The sequence below is a fragment of the Leifsonia xyli subsp. cynodontis DSM 46306 genome (assembly GCF_000470775.1).
GTDB classification, from domain to species: domain Bacteria; phylum Actinomycetota; class Actinomycetes; order Actinomycetales; family Microbacteriaceae; genus Leifsonia; species Leifsonia cynodontis.
Window position 1 is genome coordinate 2,374,013 of the sequence record NC_022438.1, and the last position, 17,750, is coordinate 2,391,762.

Genomic DNA, 17,750 nt, shown 5'->3' on the forward strand with positions numbered 1-17,750 from the left:
TGTCAACGACTTCACGGGAGACGATCGACGCCGTAATCTGTCGCTCTACCGAACGGAGCCCTGTGACCGACCCCCTATCGTCGCCGTACCCGCTCGGCGTCACCCTTCTCTCCGGCGGCGCGAATGTCGCCGTCTACAGCGAACGCGCCGACCGCGTCACCGTGTGCGTGTTCGGCGAGGACGGCTCTGAGACGAGAACCGAGCTCACCGACCGCACCGGGCACGTCTTCCACGGCGTTGTGCCCGGGATGGCCGCCGGCGCGCGCTACGGGCTGCGCGTCGACGGCCCGTGGGACCCCACCGGCGGTCAGCGCTTCTCCCCCGCCAAGGTGCTGCTGGACCCGCACGCGCGCGCGATCGTGGGCGCATGGGACCTGAGCCAGGCCGACTTCGGGCACCAGCTTCGGCATCCCCGCCGCCGCGATGACACGGACGGTGCGGGTCACGTCGCGCTCGGCGTCGCCACCGACCCGGGTTTCGACTGGGGCGATGACAGGCCCCCGCGCATCCCGCTGGGAGAGACAGTCATCTACGAAATGCACGTCAAAGGCTTCACCAAGCGGATGCCCGGCGTGCCCGAGGAACTCCGCGGCACGTACGCGGGGCTCGCCAACGAGGCCGCGATCGACTACCTCAAGCGGCTCGGCGTCACCGCTGTCGAGCTCCTGCCCGTCCACCAGTTCGTGCAAGACTCGCACCTGCTCGAGAAGGGGCTCCGCAACTACTGGGGCTACAACTCGATCGGCTTCTTCGCCCCCCACAACGAGTACGCGGCGACGGGCGCGATCGGGCAGCAGGTCGACGAGTTCAAGGGAATGGTCAAAGCCCTGCACGCCGCAGGCATCGAGGTGATCCTGGATGTCGTGTACAACCACACCGCGGAAGGCAACCACCTCGGTCCGACACTGAGCCTCAAAGGCATCGACAACCCCTCCTACTACCGCCTGGTCGAGGGCGACGAGCGGCACTACTTCGACACCACCGGGACCGGAAACAGCGTCAATGTGAGCCATCCCGCCGCCCTTCAGCTCATCCTGGACTCCCTCCGCTACTGGGTGGAGGAGGTGCATGTCGACGGCTTCCGCTTCGACCTCGCCACCGCGCTCACCCGGCAGGGCGGCGAGGCCAGCCTGCACAGCGCGTTCCTGACGCTGGTGCAACAGGACCCGACGCTCAAGCCCGTCAAGCTCATCGCCGAGCCGTGGGATGTCGCCGGCTACCAGCTGGGCGGTTTCCCGGCGGACTGGTCGGAATGGAACGGCCGGTTCCGCGACGACGTCCGCGACTTCTGGCGCGGGACGGAGGGGATGCTGGCCACGCTCTCGCAGCGCGTGCTCGGCAGCCCCGACCTCTATGAGGACTCCCGCCGCGCCCCGCTGTCCAGCGTCAACTTCGTCACCGCGCACGACGGCTTCACGCTCGCCGACCTCACCTCCTACGAGCAGAAACGCAACGAGGACAACGGCGAAGACAACCAGGACGGCGAATCCGACAACCGCTCGGCCAACTACGGCGCCGAGGGACCGACGGACGACCCCGGCATCCTGGCGGTCAGGCTGCGGCAGCGCAAGAACTTCCTCGCCACCGTGCTCCTCTCGGCCGGCGTGCCCATGATCCTCGGCGGCGACGAGATCGGGCGCACGCAGCGGGGCAACAACAACGCCTACTGCCAGGACGGCGAGATCTCCTGGTTCGACTGGGCGGCGGCCGACGAGGAGCTGCGCGCCTTCACCGAGCGCCTCATCCGCCTCCGCCGCACCGAGCCCGCACTCCGGCCGGAGTGGTATCGGCGGGCGCCGGAGGCGGGCGGGCGGGATGTCGTGCGCATCCTGCGCGCCGACGGCGAACCGTTCGCAGCCGAGGACTGGGAGGACCCCGAAGCCCGCTCGATCGCCTTCGAGCTGCGTCATGAGGGCGCCGACACATTCCTGCTGCTGCTCAACGCCGCCGCGAACGGTGTGAAGTTCACCCTTCCCGCGACCGCCGACGGACCCTGGTCGCTCGAGCTCTCCAGCGACCCCGGGCTGGAACGGGCCGGCGGCGAGAGCGTCATCGCCGGCGAGATCTCATTCGCCCTCCTCCGCTCGTCGATGAGGGCTTGAGCGAGCCGTCCGCGGTCCCGTCTGTGCTGAGACCTGTCGCTGAGGGAGGAGTTCTGGCACACCACGCCGGGGAGTGGCAGGAAACGGAGGACATCGAGAGCGATCAGGAGGGGGGTGTCCTCCGTTTCCGACAGGACGCGGGGGCGGAAAACCGGGCGGAAACCGGGGCGGGGGTCAGCGGTGCCAGGCCGATGCGGGAGCCTGGACGATCTCGACGGGGCGGGTGCTCCAGTGCGCGCCGTTCGCGTAGTGGCTCGACGCCCACGGCGAAGCCCAGATGGCAGCGGCCGTCGCGTCCGCGTTCGTCCCGGCCTGCAGGCCCGCGACGATGCCCGGGTAGCCTTGTTGCAGGTTCTTCGCGCAGTACTCGGCGGCGCTCACGAGGTCAGGGTAACTGCCGAGACCAGCGCCGCCGCCGGAACCGTAGCCGTTGTTCAGAGGGTTGTTGCGGTTCCACCAGTCCGGCGGGCCGTTCTCCTGCCGCATCCAGCGCAGCATCACGGTCACGTTGGCGTCGGTCATCGGCCAGTCGCCCACGATGAGCACCAGCTTCGCCCACGATTCGTTCGTGCCGATCTGGACGAGACTCTGAATGCCGTCCGTCGCCCCGGACGACTCCCGGTTCGCGACCGGCGCGGCGAGCGTCGCGGCGGTGAAGAGGTACTGGTCCTTGTCCTGGCTCTGCGGCGCGGACCCGCCCGGAGCCACCGTCGTGGCGGGTCCGATCTGGAGGGCGCAGTCTGTCGGGACGATCGAGAAACCGCAGATGAGCCCGATCACGGCGAGCGTGACACCGATCCGGTGCCGCAGCGGCACCCGGCACGGCTGTGCGTGCAGGGCGACGGGACGGCCCGCCACGCGGCGGCCGCGGCTCCGTGGGGTGGCGGATGGGAGCTGCATACCCGACCGAGGGTACCAAAGCCCGTGATGGCAAGGAGCCCGGCAGGGAAGCGCCGCCCTCGGCCGGAAACACCCCGGAAGCGCGACAACGACCGCGGGGCCGCGCTGGCCGGGGACAGCCTCACTGAGGGTTTTCACATACTCGCCGAGTGTTTTCCAATCACCCGGCGGAACCTGTCCGATAGCGTCTCCGCGTGCCCAGACCTTCCGTTGAGTCCGCCCGCCTCCGCGTGCCCGCGCACTGGATCGTGTGGACAACCGTCCTGTTCGCCGTCACATTCGCGCTCGGCTTCGCTGCGAAAGCCGTTCCCGCCCTGCGGTTCGGCGACGTGGTCGTCGCCGTCAACGCCGTCTCCTCCCCGGCCCTCGACCGGGTGGCGCTCCTGGCCGACCTTCTCGACCGGCCGACGGTGGCGGCGGGGATCCTCGCGGCGGTCTTCGTCGTCCTTCTCTTCGTCACCGGCTGGCGCCGCGCGCTCGGCGTCTGCGTGGCGACCGGATTCGGCTGGCTGACGACGCTCCTGGTGAAGGCGGTCGTCGCCGAGCCCCGGCCGAGCACCGCGGAGCTGACGCACCCGCTGCATATCAGTCCGGCGACCCTCAGCTACCCGAGCGGTCACGTCGTGTTCGCGGTCGCGGTGGTCACCGGGCTCGTGCTCGCGTGCCGGCGCACCGGCCCAGCCGTGGCGGTCGGGGTGGTCGGCGGCGCGATCGCACTCGTCGTGGGCTGGGCGCGCCTGTATGCGGGCGTCCACTACCCGACCGATATCGTGGGCGGCATCCTCAACGGGATCGCCGGGGTGCTGCTGTTCGCCGGGCTCTGGAACCTTCCGTTCGGACGGCGGCAGCCGCGCTCAACAGCGGAGCAATAGCGGCGCAGCGGTGGCGGCCGTCAGCAGACGGACAGCTCCGCCAGCAGCACCCGGTCCTCGCCGGACTCCCAGAACTCGAACCGGTCGACCGCCAGGCCGGACGGCCCCGCCATCTCCGCCAGCCGCTCCGGAGAGTCGAACAGGTCGTGGTGGATCGGAAAAGGCTGTCGGCATCCGCCGCCGTGTTTCCAGGCATCCATCGCGGCGAAGGTCGCGGTCACCGCCCGGCCTCCGGGCCGCAGCACGCGCACCCACTCGGCGAGCGCCGCCCCGGGCCGCGAGAAGAGGTAGAGGCCGGTCACACAGGTGACGAGGTCAGCGCTGGCGTCGGGGAACGGGAGCACGGTCGCGTCCGCTTCGATCAGCTCCGCCGACGGCAGGACGGCCCGCGCGACGGCGAGCATCCCGGGCGAGAGGTCGAGGCCGGTCAGCCGCAGCGACGGCAACCGGCTGTACAGCGCGCGGAGGACGAGGCCCGTCCCTGTCGCAACGTCCAGCACATCGTGGATACCCCCGAGCTCCGCGAAAGCGGCGACCCGCTCAGCGAGGGCGGTGTGCATCGAGCTGCGGTCGTATTCGGCCGAACGCTGATCGAATCGCAGACGGATGGCATCCAGATGCTCCATCACAGCAGAGTACCGGCCGGCGCGGCGAGGAAGGACAGCTCAGCCGGAGCACCGGCGCCTGGCGGCTCTGCGACGCAGAGCGCGTCAGTCGTCCCCCCGCACCGTGGCGAGCACCCGCCACAACCGCTCGATATCGTCCGGCAGAGCGTCCAGCCGCCCCCGTTCGTCCGCGATCGCGTACGCACCGAAGAGTGCCTGGATGGCGACAGCCGACACTTCCCGCGGATCGGCCCCCGCCAGTTCACCGTCTTCGACGGCCTGAGTCACGAACATCGTGACCAGATCGGTCCAGCTGTCGCACGAGTTGCCGTCGACGGCCGGCCGCAGCGTCGTCTGACTGAGCTTCATCGCCGCGCGCATGCGGACATCCGCCGCGTACGCCACGCCCACTCGCTTCGTGATCTCCACGGCTGCGGCGATGCCTCGCACGCCGGAGCCGGTCACATCGGAGACGATCGCGGGCCAGTCGCCGTCCCCGCCCGCCACAAGAGCCCTCGCAAGGTCAAGTTTCGAACGGAAGTGGAAGTACACCGCCCCCTTCGTCGCGCCGGTCCGCTCGACGATGCGTTCGAGACGCGCACCCTCGTAGCCGTGCTCATCGAACTCAGCGGCAGCGGCGTCCAGGATCGCGGACCGGGTCCGTTCGGCACGTTCCTGTTTCGGCATTCTAGAAACGTACCGTGGATCGTCGCAGAAATGCCTGCCCGGATGGCAGAATATGCGCCTGGTCTCCTCGGCACCGCCGACGCGGTCCCCGTCGCCGCCGGGCGGACAGCGCGGACCGAAGAGGTCGCCGTCCGGGTGGACGGGAAAGCTCTCTCGTCCGCTCTGCCCTGCCTGCCCGAGACCCATCCTTCCCCCGGCCGCGAGGAGAGGATGAGGCTCAGTCCACGGACACGGCGAACAGATGCGCCGCGATCTCATGAGGCAGTTCGATACGGCCGTCCTCCCCGTCGATCTCCACGAGGATGGACGGTCCGCGCCGTTCGACCGCGACGCGCCGGCCGGGGAGCAGGCCGAGGGTGTGGAGGTCGCCCAGGGCCTCCACGTCCGCTTGCAGAGGTTCCCCGATCCAGGCGATCGTCGCGTCGCTGCGGCCCTCTCGCGAGGTGGCGACCTTGACGAGGTTGCGGGCTGCGTCCGGCGGGAGGTTCCCGGCTAACCGGTTGCCGTAGGGTGTCGTCTCCGGCGAGTCTAGCAACCGGTCGAGCAGGGCTTCGACGCGGTCGCTCATGACATGCTCCCAGCGACAGGCCTCCTGATGCACCTGCTTCCAGTCGAGCCCGATCACGCGGTCCAAGAAGACTTCCGCGAGCCGGTGCTTGCGCATGACAGACATCGCCCGCGCGCGTCCGCGGTCGGTGAACCGCAGCTGCCGGTCAGCCTCGACCACGAGCAGATCGTCGCGCTGCATCCGAGACACCGTCTGTTGCACGGTGGGTCCGGAATGCCCGAAACGCTCGGCGAGGCGGGCCCGCATCGCGACGGCGCCCTCCTCCTCGAGCTCCAGCACCGCCTTGAGGTACATCTCGGTCGTGTCGACCAGATCCTCCGCCTGCATCCCGCCTCCGATCTCGCTCGGTAAGGCAAGCCTAACCTACCGAGACGGCACTGTTCGGGAGGGCGGCGTCTCCTCCGGGCGCGGCGAGGCGCCTCCGCACACTTCAGCGATGGCGATGCCCCGCAGCCCTCCCCAGAAGCGCTCGTATCCGATCGGTTAGGTGCCCCCGATCTCGTGCGAAACCGGGCTCGCGAAGGTCGCCGCGATCGCGCGGTCCTCGTCTGGCGACGGCGTCCCGTCGCGGGCCGCGGACTGGAGCGCGCGGTAGACAGTGGCCCGCGAGGTGCCAAGCTCCTCCGCGATCTCGCGGACGGAAGCGCCCTGATCGCGCAGCGCGAGCGCCCGCTCGACATTCATGTCGGACAGGGCGCGCGGACGGCCGCCGAGGCGACCCCGCGCCCTCGCGGCATACACCTGCACCAGTGTCCGCTCGCGGATCAGATTGCGCTCGAGATCGTTGAAGGCCGAGATCGTGCGGATGATCGCCGCCCCTTCCGTCCCCCCGGTGTCCAGTCGCTCGGCGAGGGTGAGCACAGCGACGCCGCGCTGGGCGAGCAGTTCGAGCAGCGAGAGCACGGACGGGGAGGTGCCGCCGAGGCGATCCAGACGCCACACCACCAGCCGGTCGCCGCGTCCGAGCGCATCGAGCGCCCGCGCGAGCTCCGGCCGCCGGGGGCTCGAGGTGTTCAGGCTGATGTCCTCGAAGATCGTCCCCGCACCCTGCTGGCGCAGCAGGTCCCGCTGGAACTCTGCGCTGTGCTCCAACGGCCCCACGAAGATGTATCCGAACACGGCCATCCGCGACCACCGCTTCCGCTGTCCTCAAAGTTGTCCGAATCGTAGCACCGGACTCTGCGGGCTAAGGGGACTGCTGCCGGTTCAGGTGGATCCAATCAGACCTGTTCGAGGGGGGTGTCCCGTGTCTCTTTGGCGAAGAGATAGGTGATGGCGCCGACGAGGAAGCAGATTCCGAAGAAGGCGAAGCAGGGGGCGATGACGGCCAGGGTCACGGACTGCTTGACGATGTTGCCGCCGATGGCCGCGCCCATGATGAGAGGTCCGATGATCTTCGCGGTGGCTCCGGTTCCGTAGCCGAGGCCGAGGCCGGTGGAGCGGGCCGAGGTGGGGAACTGCTCCGCTCCGAAGGGGTTGAGGACACCGAAGGCTCCATCGCCGAAAGCCATCGCGATGGTGATGCCGGCGAAGAACATCCACGCGTTTCCCGCGGAGGCGACGGCGAGGAAGCAGCCGGCGGCGCCGAGGAGCCCGTAGCCGAGCATGACGTAGCGGCGGCCGATGACGTCCGCGAGCCACGCCGCAGACAGCCGCCCGAGGAGATCGGCGAGAGAGACGACGATGAAGAGGTTCGCGACAGTGTCAGCGAAGAATCCGAAGCCCTCCCCGAGGAGGGTCTGACCCCAGGATTGGATCGCGAAGCCGCCCATGATGAAGCTGAACGATCCGATCGTCACGACCAGCAACGACGTGAGGTAGGTCGAGAACAGCACCCGGTAGGTGGTGTTCTCGGCTGCCGGCTGGTGCGCGGGCAGGGCGCCGACCCGGTCGACGGGCACCTGCAAGGCCCATGCCAGCGAGGCCCGTGCGTCTTGTTCGCGACCACGGCTCTGGAGGAACCGCGGCGACTTGGGGACGAACGCCAGCCAGATCAGCAGCAGTGCCGGGATGCACCCCAGCAGCACGAGCATGCGCCAGTCGGCGCCGACCGCCTTCTGCGCGAGCGAGCCGATCAGCAGACCTACGTGGATGAACACGGACCCGAGTCCGGCGAGGAAACCTCGCTGTTTGCGGGGGACGAACTCCTGGACATAAGGGACCGAGACGATGTTCAGTCTTCCCACCCCGATGCCGACGACGATGCGGAGGACGGCGAGGACGATCCACCCCCCATCCGGGGTGAGCAGTGTCAACGCCGTGCCGGCGACGAACACCGACACACAGCATACGAACGTTCATTTCCGTCCGATCCGGTCGCCGAAGTGCCCCCAGAAGATCGCGCCGATCACGGTGCCCAGGCCCGCACAGGCGAGGATGGCGCCGGCCTCGAACCCGGTCAGCTTCCACGGTTCGGTCAGCAGCGACACGATGAAACCGACGAGGAACAGGTCGAAGAACTCGGCGAGGTTGCCGAGGACGACCACCCCGATGATGCTCCATTGGTTGCGGGTGAGCGGGCGGGTGTCGATCTGCGCGTATGCGGTGCGGGTGTCGGAATCTGCGGCGAGATGGTCAGACATGGTGTTCTCCTCGTTGAGTGTGACGTCCGGAGTTACCGGACGATGTCTGTGGTGTGTGGGATATCGAGGTCGGGAACGGCGATGTGGGTGAGGTCGCCGTGGTGGGTCAGGGCGAAGGATGCGGCGCGCTGACCACATCCGATCCCTGCGAGCAGGTCACCGGCGAGCAGGCCGTGGATCGTGCCTCGACGAAGGCGTCGCCGGCGCCGGGGCGGTCGACCACGGGGACTCGCTCGACGTCGAACTGACCTTCACCGATGTCCCCGCTGGAGACGTAGACGCCGTTGACCTGGTCCGTCGAGATGACGTGCCGGCTGCCGAACCGGTCCCGAAGGGCTCGGGCCGTCTCCGGCCCCGTGCCCTCGATGCCGAAGACGGCTTTCGCGTCGGTGCGCGAGCAGAACAGCATTGCCGCCTTCTCAGCGATCGGCGCCAGTGTGCGGGCGGCCTCGTCGCCGGACCAGAGCGAAGTGCGATGGTTGACATCGAGAATCACCTCGATGCCCCGTTCATCGGCCTGGTCGACCAGGCGATACAGCACCGCCGCTGTGGTCTCGGTCAAAGCCGCAGTGATGCCGGTGACGAAGACGGCTTTCGTGTTCAGCAGAGCCTCCCAGTCGTAGTGGTCGGCCGTGGTGGTGCGGAACGGGGTGTTGTGCCGGTCGTAGAGGACCTTGCCGGGCATCGGGGACTCGCCCGGCTCCATGAAGTAGAGGGCGACGCGCCCGGTGGGGGTGCGGATCACATGCGAGGTGTCGACCCCCACGCTTCGGTACTCCTGAAGGACTCGATCGGACAGATCCCCGATGAGCAGGACCGTCGACCAGGCGGTGCGGCGACCGAGCTGGGCGAGAAGCCCCGCTACGTTGGCCTCACTGCCGGCGGCGGCCATGCGCAGGTCTCTTGCCGAGGCCAGCCGATCGCCATGGGCGACGGTGAGGCGGAGCTGTCCTTCCCCGATTCGTGGTGAGGTCGTACATCATGCGCTCACTCCGCTGCTCGCCTGGCGAGTGCCTTAGCGGGTGTGATAGCGGTGGTAGTTCGCTTCGATCTCGGCGTCCGGCAGGACCTCCACTGGCCCGAGACGCTCCGCGATCGCAACCGTGCGGGCCACGTCTTCGACCAATCACAGCGGCCTGCAACGCCTTCTCGATACTGGCGCCGATGGTGAACACGCCATGCTGGCGCATCAGGATGGCCGGCGACCGGCCGATGCGGGAAAGCATCTCGCGCCCGATCGCGTCCCCACCGATCGGCGCATAGCCGCCGCACGGCACCGGTCCTCCGAACTCGTCGGCGATCGCGGTCATGCAGCAGGGGATCTCCCGCCCCACCGCGGCGAACGCCGTGGCATAGGTGGAGTGCGTGTGGACGATGCTGTTCACATCGTCTCTGCCGCGGTAGATCCCCAGGTGCGACGCGGTGTCCGACGACGGCCCGTGCTGCCCTTCGACGACTCTGCCTTCGACGTCGACGACCACCATGTCCGCAGGAGTCATCACATCATATCGCACGGCGGAAGGCTTGATGACGATGACCCCGGCTTCGCGGTCGCGCGCCGAGAGGTTGCCTCCCGTCCACGCCACAAGGCCCGCGCGAGCGAGCGCAAGGTTCCCCTCGCACACGTCTTTCTTCAACTGCTCAAGCATCATCGCTCCTCACCGTTCGTCGCGGCCGACGCCGCTCGTCATGGACCACGGGGATGCCGGCGTCCGCCAGCCACAGAGCGACGAGATCCCGCGAACGGGCCGCCACGACCGCCGAGTCGTCGGCATCGTCGTTCCACATCTCCAACATCAGCCGCCCGCACCAGTCCTGTCTGGCCAGTTCGCTGAAGGCGACGTCGAACTGCGCGATTCCCTCACCGAACGGCACACGCCGCGGTTCGCCCACACGCACATCTTTCACATGCAGTGCGACCATGCGCCCCGCGCCGACGGCGAGCTCGGCCCGGGTGTCCAACTGCTGCTCGGCCAGATTGCCGATATCGGGATACAGTTGCAGCCACGGTGACCCGATCTCCTCGACAACCCGCATGGCGGCGCCGATCGAGGTGATGTCGTGGCCATCGACGTTCTCTATCCCTAGGATCACTCCTTCTCGCGCGGCCAGTGCCACCGCCTGTGCGAGCACGTCGACCCACCGCCGCCGTTGCCCCTGGTCCGGCTCCTCGTAGTAGGCGTAGTAGCCCACGACCTGCAACACGGACATGCCGAGGTCGTGTGCCAGGCGAATGCCGTCGCGGTAGATCGCAGCAGCCTCGGCACGCACCGCCGGATCGGCGGAGCCCGGGCCGATGCCGCGATGCGCCGACAGGCACAACCCTCCTAGCCGCACGCCGGCATGGGCGGCGCTGTCGCGCACCTGACGCCGCAACGACGCGGGCCACGCGAGTCGGGCCCGTCGAGACGGGGTCTCGTCGACGCTCAGGTCCACGAAAGAGAATCCGGCCCCCGCCGCCTCTGCGAAGAACCGGTCCCAATCCCGGGGAGAGCGCGGATTCCTCAACGCCTTCTCGTATATCCCGAGGCTGACAGCCGAAGAGGACCGTGAAGACTCCACACCCGGAGCGGATGCGTCCACGACGACGGCCATCATCGCTCCCAGGCCTTCGCGATGGCCGCTCTCATCGCGGCTGCCGAATGCCCGGGGTCGTGAGAGCTGGTGATCTCTCGTCCGACGATGACCACCCCGACAGGAAGACCGGCGAATCCCGGAAGATCGGCAGCCGTGAACCCGCCGGTGACGCTCACCGTGAACCCCAGCTCAGCGAGCTCGGTCACTCTGTCCAGATCCGCGGTCGTCCACTCGAGCGTCCCCGCGGCTTCGCGGTCACGGGATCGTTTGACGATCGCATGCTCGACTCCCGCATCTCGCCACGCCCGTGCGCGGTCGAGGCTGTAAAGGTCGTCGTTGGTCTCGACCTGGACCTGCCCGTCGAACTCCGCCGCTGCGGCGACGACCTGGCGGATCGTCGTCAAAGACGCACCGGCGACGCAACTGACCCAATCCGCCCCGGCTTCGAAACAGTGGCTGGCGATGAGGCCCCCCGCCTCCGCGATCCGGACGTCGGCGAGGACGGTCTTGTCAGGGTAGAGCGCGCGGACCTCGCGGACGGCGCGCAGCCCTTCACCGAGGATCAGGATCGTGCCGCACTCGATCACATCGACCTCCCCGGCAGCGCGGCTGAGCGACCGCAACGCCGAGGGAAGATCGAGGACGTCCAGAGCCAGCTGGAGAAGCGGGGCGGGGAGGCTCATGCACTCACCGCTTCCCGCGCATCGCGAAGAATCGCTGGCCGTTGCCCATCAGCAGCTTGTCGACGTACTCCGCAGAGAACCCCTCGGCGAGCATCCGCGGCCCGTCGACGCTGGCGTTGAAGTCGACGCCGCTGACGGCGCCATACGCCTTCTGATAGGAGCGTTTGCCGGAGTCCGTGCCCAGGAGCAGACGGTCCTCGAAACCTGCCTCACCAAGCTGGCGCATCTGCGCGATCCGGTTGGAATCGGGCTGGTACTTGATCCGGTACGTGCCGTCGAGCTCCAGGTACACACCCTCATCGAGAATCTGACGCAGATAGAACACATCGGCGTTGCGCTGGATGTGACCGCACGCGATCCGATCCGGCGGGACCCCCATACGCGTCAACTCCTGGGCCTGTTCGAGACCGCAGGTCCCCGCCGTGGTGTGGGTGTTGATCGGCGCCCCCGTCTCGATCGACGCGAGAGCAGCAGCCTGCATGCACTTGCGCTCGAACGGCGTGATCGCGCCATAGGCCGTCGCCACTTTGATGCAGTCCGCCTTGTACGATGTGCGCTCCACGATCGGACCGGAGTAGTCGTGGCGGTCGATGCCTTCTTCGATGTCCGCGATCAGCAACTCGGCGATCGTGTCGACGCTGTACCGGTTCACCCAGTGCGACTGCGTCTCCAGGTACACATGCTCCCGATGGAACCCCGTCACCGCGATCACCGTGAGCCCTTCCACGGCCCGCGCCACTTCGGCCAGACGTTCCAGGTCCCGCCCGCAGTTCGCCGGGCACATGTCCACGACGGTGCCACCGGCCGAAGACCACCTCTTCGAGGCCTCGACGAACGAGGTGGCCTCTGCGATGGCCTTCGGGACATCGTCGAGCTGATGATCCTTGTCCAGATAGACCTCACCCGCGCCGACCCGAATGAGATGGTCATGCGCGTTGACCACACCCAGCGTGACCGGATCGACGTCCCCGGCAATTGTGCGGGCGAAAGGGCTGCTCATCTGATCTCCTCTGATGACTCGCTTCACGGGGCTGGTGATGTCCTAGTGGGAAGCCCGCCTCGTCGCCTCGTGCGACGTTGCCCTCGATGACACGAACGTTAGGGGTCCTCCCCTGTCGTGCGCAGCGCACTGATGCACATCTGTTCGCTGACTGCGGGAAGGGAGAACGGAAGACGAGCGCGATTCTCGGGTCTGCTCCAGCAGCTCGCCGACTATGATGCACATATGTTCATCGCAGACGATGCACAGGTCGACCGTCAGCACGCCGTGAAGCTGGTGGAAATCGCACGAATGTACTACGAGGGCAATCTCAGCCAGGCGGAGATCGCGTCCCGCGTGGGATACTCACGCCCCACCATCTCGCGACTGCTCTCCGAAGCGCGCGACCGCGGAGTGGTGCAAGTCCGCATCGTCCGCCCCCGAACGGGTCGTGGCCCTCGAGCAGGCTCTGACCGAGCGCTACGGCCTGTCCCACACACGGATCGCCGACCCCCTCGATGCCATGTCCGTTCAGCCGCAGGTCGCGCGCTGCGCCGCGGACCTGATCGCGAGCGAATGCCGCCTGGACAGCGTGGTGGCCGTGTCCAACGGACGCTCGGTCTCCTCGACCATCGCCGCCCTGCCCGATCTTCACCTGCCACGGACACGAGTCGTGCAGATGATCGGCAGCACCCCCTATTCGGACATGATGCACGACTCCAGCGAGACCTGCCGCCAGATAGCCCTCAAACTCGGCGGCAGCCTCGTGACCCTCCCCACACCGCTCATCGTTTCGAACGCCGCCGCCGCACGGTCGCTCATGAGCATACCTCAGGTGCGGTCCGTGCTCGCGGAGTCCGCGCGCGCCGACATCGCTCTCGTCGGGGTCGGCGCCGTCCACGATGGATGCTCCGGCAGCATCTTCTCGGGCGTCGAATCAGCAGGCCTGGCAGCACAGCTCATCAGAAGAGGCGCCGTCGCCCACATCTGCGGGCACCATATCGACGCCACCGGCGCACATGTGGAGACCAGCCTGTGCCACCGCACCATCGCTGTCACACCCGAGACCCTCCGCGCCATCCCGCTCGTGGTCGCCGTCGCCTGGGGCGCAGACAAGGTCCCCGCGACCCGCGCGCTCCTCGCCGGCGGATACCTCCACGCGCTGGTCACCGATCGCGATACCGCCATTGCGCTCGCATCCGACTGATCCCCCGTGCGCCGCTGACGCCAGCCGGCGACCGTCTTTCCGCGCTTCAGGGCGAAGAGCCGTTTGTCGATCGCGGCCTCGATCTGCGCGGCCGGCCGCTCACGCAAGAACCGGCATCCCGATCGACCAGATCGCCGAATGGCTGGGCGACGACCCGCGCACGATGCTCAAGGTCTACGCGCATGCCTTCGACGAGCAGCAGACGATCAGAGGGCCTCGTCGCCTCACCGAGCTGGGAGGAACCACCACAGGAACCCCGCACCATTCCTGGGAACGTAAACGACCGCCGCAGACGACATGGTTTCCAACCAGGAAACTGGCGGAGACGGAGGGATTTGAACCCTCGGTCCCCTTATGGGGACTCCACCTTAGCAGGGTGGTGCACTAGGCCTGACTATGCGACGTCTCCTCGTGTCCCTGCCGGGGCAGACACACGTCAGCCATTATATCGGACGTTTCCGCTCGGTTCGGACACGGATCTCCCCGGGGCCGGGACACGGCCCGCAGCTCCCGGATGCGCGCCTCCGGTCGGCCGCGTCACCGTCCTGAAAGGGAGACCGCAGGAGCGACAGCGCCGCAGGTCCTCGACAGCGAACCGACCGCTCCGGCCCGTCAGGGGTGGGGCTCGACCCGATCCTCTCCTCCGGACGCCGTGACCGATATGACCTCGGTCCCGTCGGTCCCAGCCGACCAGATAAATTTGACATTTACAATTAGTAATGGCGGTTCCATAGACGCCGTCCATCTATTCGGTATTGTCGGCGCCGATAAATTCAACTAGGCAGATGGAGGCGCATCCTCAACGGAGCATCGCGAACGACAGACTGCCGGACGGCGACGGGCTGGTTGGCTGCGAGCGTGTTCGAGGGCGGGATGCGCTGCGATCGTCACGACATGCTGCTCGTGCTGACCGCAACACGCGGCCAGCTGGTTCGTTCAGGCAAAAGTCCGTGCCGATGTTCCCTCGGAACTCACGCTCCACGACCTCCTCCAGCCCAGCTATTGCATCTAACCGAACGTCAAGGCAATCCAACGAATGCTCGGGCACGCTTCAGCGGTTATGACGCTCGATACCTACACCGACCTCTTTGACGACGACATCGACGCCGTAGCCAAAGCACTCGATACAGCTCGCACGAACTGGGATATGGGCAAAAAGCTCGTAGAACCAAGAGACACTCCCGAGAATTCAACGATCTCGGGGAATCTCACAGCGGAGGGCGTGGGATTCGAACCCACGAGACATTTCTGCCCACCAGTTTTCAAGACTGGCTCCATCGGCCGCTCGGACAGCCCTCCCGGCCGCCGAGGTGCCGGCGGCCTCGCGCGAGTCTAGCGAACCTGGCTGGGGCTTCGGCGTCCGGTGAGGAACCAGTTGGCGGCGGCCGCGGTGAAGACGACCAGGGCGGAGAGCGTGGGGACCAGCAGGGCAACCTCGGTTCCGGCAGCCGCGGCGAGGGCTCCGACGAGGGCGGAGGCCACGGCCTGGCCGACGATCAGGGCCGAGCCGAGCATGGTCATGACGGTTGCCGAGCGGCCGAGGGGGCTGCGTTCGGCGCCGAGACCGTACTGGGTGACGAGGGTGGGGCCGACGCCGAAGCCGGCGAGGAGGAGCACGACCAGCATTCTCGGCACGGTCGTTGTGAACGGGAGCGCGATCGTGGCGGCGACCAGGAGACCGGCGAAGGTCAGCCAGCGAGCGCGCAGGCTGAACCGCAGCGGTGCCCAGGCGACGCCGAGCGCGAGGACGGCCGAGCCGAGACCCATGACGCCGTAGATCAGGCCGGCCTGCTCGGGATGCCCGAAGCGGGTGAGGAAAGCCGTGAGGGCGGTGAGGGTCGAGCCGAAGAAGAAACCCATCCCGAGAACACCGACGACGAGGAGGAGGGCCGGGCGGAACAGCAGGGAGGCCGGGGCCTGGCGCACCGCAAGGCCGTCGGGCGCAAAGGGGCGCGTCGCTCCGCTGGGGTGGAGGGCGAAGGCGGTCACGAACACGAGTGCCAGCACCGCGGCAGCGATCACGGGCACGGCCGGGTTCAGGGTCGTGGCGAGCAGGCCGACGATGAACGGGCCGAACACGAACACAATCTCGTCGACCGCCGATTCGTACGCCATCGTGCCGTTCGGCACCGGCGCGTGCCGATCGGCCGGGAGCATGCGCTCGATGATGCCGACCAGACGGCTCCGCGACATCGGGGAGACCTGCGGGGCGGTCGCACCGATGACGAACGCTACGGCCAGCAGCGCGATGTCCGGCGCGGAGCTGAAGGCGATCCACGCCATCCCGAGCAGCGCCAGACTGTTCAGCATCCCGGAGACCAGCACCACGCGCCGCTGCCCGATCCGGTCGGCCAGCGCGCCGATGAGCGGCCCGAACAGGGCGGTTCCGATGCCGGCCATCGCCGAGGTCAGACCGCCGAGCGCGAGTTCACCGCGTGCGGCGACGACCAGGGTGAGCACGCCAACGACCATCATCGCGTACGGCAGCCGGGCCAGCAGGGCGACCGGGAAGTACGACACACCGACTGCCCGGACAAGGGCCGCAGGGCGCTCCTCCGTCTCGGTTCTCGTCATCTCGGCTCTCTCTTCCCCGGCGAACCGGGGGCGTCTGGTGCCGCCTTGGTCCACCGGAGAGAGCCGGCGCGAGGTAGATACACGAAGGTGCGGGGAAGGAGGCCCGGAGAGCCGCCCTCCCCCATTGTGCCGGAGGGAGGCTAGTCCTGGAAGGGCTTGGAGCAGGTGACCTGCGCGGCGGTCTGGCCGTGGACAGTGGACGGGAGCTGGACGGAGGCGTCGGCCGCGGCGGTCGAGCCGTCGGCCGGGGCCGGTGTGGCGGTCTCGGCCGGCGGCGTCTGCGCCGGCGTGCCGGGGGCGGCCTCCGAGCCAACGCCCGTGTCGCCGGTGAGGGAGATCGGCCGGTCGTTCTGCAACGCGGTCATGAGGGTCTCGGCCGCGTCGGTCGTCGGGGCGACACCGCCCTCCACATAGTGATTCGGGTACTGCACGAACACGACCTTCGAGATGTCGATGCTCTTCAGCGCCATCGCCATGGAGGCGATGGTGGTCACATTGTTGAGGCTGTCGGAGAGCGTGATGTTGCTCGTCGCCGCTTTCGCCAGGGCGTAGACCCTGACCGGGTTGGCGAGGGTGTCCGCGCTCTTGATCTGGCGGACCAGGGCCGAGAGGAACACCTGCTGGTTGCTGATGCGGCCGAGGTCGGAACCGTCGCCGACGCCGTGCCGGGTGCGCAGGAACGCGAGCGCCTGGGCGCCCTGGAGCGTGTTGTCGCCCGCTTTGACGTTCAGACCCGTGTAGGGGTCGACGATATCGCCGGCGACACAGACGTTCACGCCGCCGACCGCGTTCGACATCTCGATCACGCCGTCGAACTCGATGACGCCCGCGTAGCCGATCTGCAGGCCCGTGAGCTTCTCGACGGTGAGCACGGTGCAGGCGAGGCCGCCGTAGCTGAGCGTGTTGTTGAGCTTCTGCCGGCTCATGGCGTCGAAGCTGCCGCCCCTGGGGTCGGGGCACGATGGGATGGCGACGAACATATCGCGGGGGAAGCTGACGACAGTCGCATTCTTGTGGTCCGCGGAGACGTGCAGCAGCATCGTCACATCGTTGAGGTTCTCCCCCCGTTCGCCGTAGGCCTGGTTGCCGCCTCCGGAGTCGCTGCCGGCGAGGAGCACGTTGAACGAGCCGTCCATCGCGCCGAGCTGCGGGGTGACCGCGTTGCCCTTCGCGTCGACGAGTTTGACCGAGGGCTTGATGCTGCCGACGATGTCCATCGCCGCGTACGCCGCGACACCGACACCACTGGCCGCGCCGACGGCGAGCACGGCGGCCAAGAGCGCTGCGAGGGTCTTGAACGGGCTGTGCCGCTTCAGACGACCGTGCCGGGCCATCGAGAGACCGGGCGCTTTCTCCTGCGCCCGCGCCTGGGCGCGGGTGGAGGTCTCGTTCATTCACTCCTTCTCATCGGGGT

17 protein-coding genes, 2 tRNA genes and 1 pseudogene are annotated in these 17,750 nt (G+C 68.0%); 4 read left to right on the forward strand and 16 right to left on the reverse strand.

Annotated elements, in window-relative coordinates; translation table 11 throughout:
* The first annotated feature begins 62 nt into the window (after positions 1-62).
* Positions 63-2,102: a glycogen debranching protein GlgX gene (gene glgX / locus O159_RS11455; protein WP_021755949.1), complete on the forward strand. Its 2,040-nt coding sequence runs from the start codon at positions 63-65 to the stop codon at positions 2,100-2,102.
* Between the two features lie 174 nt (positions 2,103-2,276).
* Here the strand turns inward: glgX and O159_RS11460 are convergent, their stop codons facing one another.
* Positions 2,277-3,002 (reverse strand): hypothetical protein, encoded by a 726-nt coding sequence (locus tag O159_RS11460; RefSeq protein WP_236609482.1) that lies wholly within the window; start codon positions 3,000-3,002, stop codon positions 2,277-2,279.
* A 194-nt stretch (positions 3,003-3,196) separates the two neighbouring features.
* On the opposite strand from O159_RS11460, the gene O159_RS11465 reads away from it, so the two are divergent.
* On the forward strand, positions 3,197-3,874 hold the full coding sequence (locus O159_RS11465) for a phosphatase PAP2 family protein (protein WP_043993751.1): 678 nt from the start codon (positions 3,197-3,199) through the stop codon (positions 3,872-3,874).
* A gap of 20 nt (positions 3,875-3,894) precedes the next feature.
* Here O159_RS11465 and O159_RS11470 read toward each other — a convergent pair whose 3' ends face one another.
* From O159_RS11470 to O159_RS11515, 11 genes are all read right to left on the reverse strand, one after another.
* A complete protein-coding gene (locus tag O159_RS11470) occupies positions 3,895-4,500 on the reverse strand; it encodes a class I SAM-dependent methyltransferase (RefSeq protein WP_043993753.1) in 606 nt (201 codons plus the stop codon).
* Between the two features lie 84 nt (positions 4,501-4,584).
* Positions 4,585-5,166, reverse strand: a complete 582-nt coding sequence (locus O159_RS11475; protein ID WP_021755953.1) for a TetR/AcrR family transcriptional regulator — start codon at positions 5,164-5,166, stop codon at positions 4,585-4,587.
* 217 nt (positions 5,167-5,383) lie between these two features.
* Complete coding sequence (locus tag O159_RS11480; RefSeq protein ID WP_021755954.1) at positions 5,384-6,061, reverse strand: metal-dependent transcriptional regulator; 678 nt, start codon at positions 6,059-6,061, stop codon at positions 5,384-5,386.
* Between the two features lie 156 nt (positions 6,062-6,217).
* On the reverse strand, positions 6,218-6,859 hold the full coding sequence (locus O159_RS11485; RefSeq protein WP_021755955.1) for a recombinase family protein: 642 nt from the start codon (positions 6,857-6,859) through the stop codon (positions 6,218-6,220).
* A 95-nt stretch (positions 6,860-6,954) separates the two neighbouring features.
* Entirely contained in the window at positions 6,955-8,016 is a 1,062-nt protein-coding gene (locus O159_RS11490) for an MFS transporter (protein ID WP_021755956.1), read from the reverse strand.
* A gap of 15 nt (positions 8,017-8,031) precedes the next feature.
* Positions 8,032-8,316: an MFS transporter gene (locus O159_RS15300; protein ID WP_021755957.1), complete on the reverse strand. Its 285-nt coding sequence runs from the start codon at positions 8,314-8,316 to the stop codon at positions 8,032-8,034.
* 106 nt (positions 8,317-8,422) lie between these two features.
* Positions 8,423-9,208, reverse strand: a complete 786-nt coding sequence (locus O159_RS11495) for a sugar kinase (protein ID WP_021755958.1) — start codon at positions 9,206-9,208, stop codon at positions 8,423-8,425.
* Positions 9,189-9,968, reverse strand: coding sequence for an L-ribulose-5-phosphate 4-epimerase (locus O159_RS11500; RefSeq protein WP_236609483.1), 780 nt, complete (start codon positions 9,966-9,968; stop codon positions 9,189-9,191). Before O159_RS11500 ends, O159_RS11495 begins: the two co-directional genes overlap by 20 nt.
* Complete coding sequence (locus O159_RS11505) at positions 9,958-10,914, reverse strand: L-ribulose-5-phosphate 3-epimerase (RefSeq protein WP_236609484.1); 957 nt, start codon at positions 10,912-10,914, stop codon at positions 9,958-9,960. Before O159_RS11505 ends, O159_RS11500 begins: the two co-directional genes overlap by 11 nt.
* On the reverse strand, positions 10,911-11,576 hold the full coding sequence (locus tag O159_RS11510; RefSeq protein ID WP_021755961.1) for an orotidine 5'-phosphate decarboxylase / HUMPS family protein: 666 nt from the start codon (positions 11,574-11,576) through the stop codon (positions 10,911-10,913). Before O159_RS11510 ends, O159_RS11505 begins: the two co-directional genes overlap by 4 nt.
* A gap of 4 nt (positions 11,577-11,580) precedes the next feature.
* Positions 11,581-12,576, reverse strand: a complete 996-nt coding sequence (locus O159_RS11515) for a phosphotriesterase family protein (protein ID WP_021755962.1) — start codon at positions 12,574-12,576, stop codon at positions 11,581-11,583.
* A 291-nt stretch (positions 12,577-12,867) separates the two neighbouring features.
* Between O159_RS11515 and O159_RS16910 the strand changes: the two are divergent.
* Both O159_RS16910 and O159_RS11520 read left to right on the forward strand, forming a co-directional pair.
* A pseudogene (locus O159_RS16910) lies at positions 12,868-12,972 on the forward strand (helix-turn-helix domain-containing protein); the annotation flags it as partial.
* Positions 12,973-13,006: 34 nt separating this feature from the next.
* Positions 13,007-13,762 carry a sugar-binding transcriptional regulator gene (locus tag O159_RS11520; RefSeq protein WP_021755963.1) on the forward strand — a complete coding sequence of 252 codons (756 nt, stop codon included), beginning with the start codon at positions 13,007-13,009 and terminating at the stop codon, positions 13,760-13,762.
* Between the two features lie 317 nt (positions 13,763-14,079).
* Here the strand turns inward: O159_RS11520 and O159_RS11525 are convergent.
* The 4 genes from O159_RS11525 to O159_RS11540 form a co-directional block, all read right to left on the reverse strand.
* Positions 14,080-14,171 (reverse strand) — tRNA-Ser (locus tag O159_RS11525).
* An 805-nt stretch (positions 14,172-14,976) separates the two neighbouring features.
* Positions 14,977-15,061 (reverse strand) — tRNA-Ser (locus tag O159_RS11530).
* A gap of 33 nt (positions 15,062-15,094) precedes the next feature.
* Entirely contained in the window at positions 15,095-16,336 is a 1,242-nt protein-coding gene (locus O159_RS11535) for an MFS transporter (RefSeq protein ID WP_043993755.1), read from the reverse strand.
* A gap of 140 nt (positions 16,337-16,476) precedes the next feature.
* The gene (locus tag O159_RS11540; protein WP_021755965.1) at positions 16,477-17,730 is read right to left on the reverse strand and encodes an LCP family protein; all 1,254 of its coding nucleotides are present in this window, start codon (positions 17,728-17,730) and stop codon (positions 16,477-16,479) included.
* Between the last annotated feature and the right edge of the window lie 20 nt (positions 17,731-17,750).

Excerpts from the sequence above, each read along its gene's own strand:
- O159_RS11460 (WP_236609482.1), bottom strand. The coding sequence starts at position 3,002 with ATGCAGCTCCCATCCGCCACCCCACGGAGCCGCGGCCGCCGCGTGGCG.
- O159_RS11470 (WP_043993753.1), bottom strand. The coding sequence starts at position 4,500 with ATGGAGCATCTGGATGCCATCCGTCTGCGATTCGATCAGCGTTCGGCC.
- O159_RS11475 (WP_021755953.1), bottom strand. The coding sequence starts at position 5,166 with ATGCCGAAACAGGAACGTGCCGAACGGACCCGGTCCGCGATCCTGGAC.
- O159_RS11480 (WP_021755954.1), bottom strand. The coding sequence starts at position 6,061 with ATGCAGGCGGAGGATCTGGTCGACACGACCGAGATGTACCTCAAGGCG.
- O159_RS11485 (WP_021755955.1), bottom strand. The coding sequence starts at position 6,859 with ATGGCCGTGTTCGGATACATCTTCGTGGGGCCGTTGGAGCACAGCGCA.
- O159_RS15300 (WP_021755957.1), bottom strand. The coding sequence starts at position 8,316 with ATGTCTGACCATCTCGCCGCAGATTCCGACACCCGCACCGCATACGCG.
- O159_RS11495 (WP_021755958.1), bottom strand. The coding sequence starts at position 9,208 with ATGGCCGCCGCCGGCAGTGAGGCCAACGTAGCGGGGCTTCTCGCCCAG.
- O159_RS11500 (WP_236609483.1), bottom strand. The coding sequence starts at position 9,968 with ATGATGCTTGAGCAGTTGAAGAAAGACGTGTGCGAGGGGAACCTTGCG.
- O159_RS11505 (WP_236609484.1), bottom strand. The coding sequence starts at position 10,914 with ATGATGGCCGTCGTCGTGGACGCATCCGCTCCGGGTGTGGAGTCTTCA.
- O159_RS11510 (WP_021755961.1), bottom strand. The coding sequence starts at position 11,576 with ATGAGCCTCCCCGCCCCGCTTCTCCAGCTGGCTCTGGACGTCCTCGAT.
- O159_RS11515 (WP_021755962.1), bottom strand. The coding sequence starts at position 12,576 with ATGAGCAGCCCTTTCGCCCGCACAATTGCCGGGGACGTCGATCCGGTC.
- O159_RS11535 (WP_043993755.1), bottom strand. The coding sequence starts at position 16,336 with ATGACGAGAACCGAGACGGAGGAGCGCCCTGCGGCCCTTGTCCGGGCA.
- O159_RS11540 (WP_021755965.1), bottom strand. The coding sequence starts at position 17,730 with ATGAACGAGACCTCCACCCGCGCCCAGGCGCGGGCGCAGGAGAAAGCG.